At 54.1% G+C, this 1339-nt stretch carries 2 protein-coding genes; one reads left to right on the forward strand and one right to left on the reverse strand.

The annotated features are described in order from the left end of the window. The first annotated feature begins 113 nt into the window (after positions 1-113). Complete coding sequence (locus tag G462_RS0120095) at positions 114-539, forward strand: VOC family protein (RefSeq protein WP_026960565.1); 426 nt, start codon at positions 114-116, stop codon at positions 537-539. Between the two features lie 20 nt (positions 540-559). On the opposite strand, the gene G462_RS23580 is transcribed toward G462_RS0120095, so the two are convergent. Beyond that, complete coding sequence (locus tag G462_RS23580; RefSeq protein WP_051326891.1) at positions 560-1222, reverse strand: GGDEF domain-containing protein; 663 nt, start codon at positions 1220-1222, stop codon at positions 560-562. Positions 1223-1339: the final 117 nt, after the last annotated feature.

Raw genomic sequence — 1339 nt, forward strand, 5'->3', positions numbered from 1 at the left:
TTGGTCTGGTACGTTTTGTCATGGTTCACCTGTATTGTTGCGAGGCGATGATATCACCTCTAATCAGGTGGCCAAATTTAGTGTGCCACTACAACAACACATGGAGAGTCGTTATGAACGAGCAAGACAATCCCAGCATCATGAGCCATATGTCGGTCGGCTCCAACCAACTCGATAAAGCCTTGGCTTTTTACGACAAAGTGATGGCGACCATCGGCGCCCGCCGGGTGCTCGACTTCCCGGAAGGTGTCGCCTACGGCAAGGTGTTCCCGGAGTTTTGGGTGCAGCAGCCCTACAACCACGAACCCGCGCAAACCGCCAACGGCGTGCACTTTGCCTTTATGGCCTACTCCACCGAGCAGGTAGATGCGTTCTATCAGGCGGCGATGGAAGCGGGAGCGACCTGTGATGGCAAGCCCGGGCCGCGCCCAGAGTACACCGAGGCCTACTACGGCTGCTATGTCCGAGATTTAGATGGGCATAAGATTGAAGCGGTATACTGGGACGAGTCGAAGGCCCCAGAAGGTGTCGAAGCCTAGGTTGAGTGAGTGGCTAGTTCTTAGCCACCGCGAGAGAGAAAATCCCCCAGCCCAGCATCCAACTGCTGGGCTGTTTTCCAAAAACGCCCTTCACTGAACAGCCGATTGCCGCCATGGCTTTTCGCCAGATACAGCTGCTCATCGGCTTTAACCACCAGATCGGCGCAGGTGGTTTCGGCGTCAGGCATCAGCGTCGCGACGCCAATCGACACAGTGACTACCGAGTTGGGTTTGCCATCGCCATGGGGCATTGCCAGTTGCTCTACCCGAAACAGTAAGTCTTGGGCAACCTGCCCGGCTTCAGCGCTGTCGGTTTTTGGCAAAATCACCGCGAACTCTTCACCGCTATAGCGCGCTGCCAAATCTGAGCTGCGTTTGGCGACCATTTGAGTCACTAAGGCGATCTGCTTCAAGCAGCTATCGCCAATTAGGTGACCGTAGTAGCTGTTGTAGTCGCGAAAACGGTCGACATCGATGAGCAGCAGCGACAGTGGTGCGTCTTCGCGCAGGCAGCGACGCCACTCGTTCTCCAGGCTCTGATCAAACATTCGCCGGTTGGGGATGCCGGTTAAGCCATCTAAGGAGCTGATCCGTTTGAGCTGCTGATTCATCTGCTCCAGCTGCTGATTCATTAGCCTGAGCTGCTGTTCTTGCTTTTTCTGCTCTGAGATATCAAATGCCACTATTATGGGTGTCTCGTTAAGTACAACTTAACCATTATGGCTACCTCTATGCGTGGCTGTTGCTCAACCTAAGTATGATTCTTGGTTACATGCTGGACCTAGGTTTAACCCAGCTCG

It is taken from the genome of Aliagarivorans taiwanensis DSM 22990 (genome assembly GCF_000429505.1).
Lineage (GTDB): Bacteria > Pseudomonadota > Gammaproteobacteria > Enterobacterales > Celerinatantimonadaceae > Aliagarivorans > Aliagarivorans taiwanensis.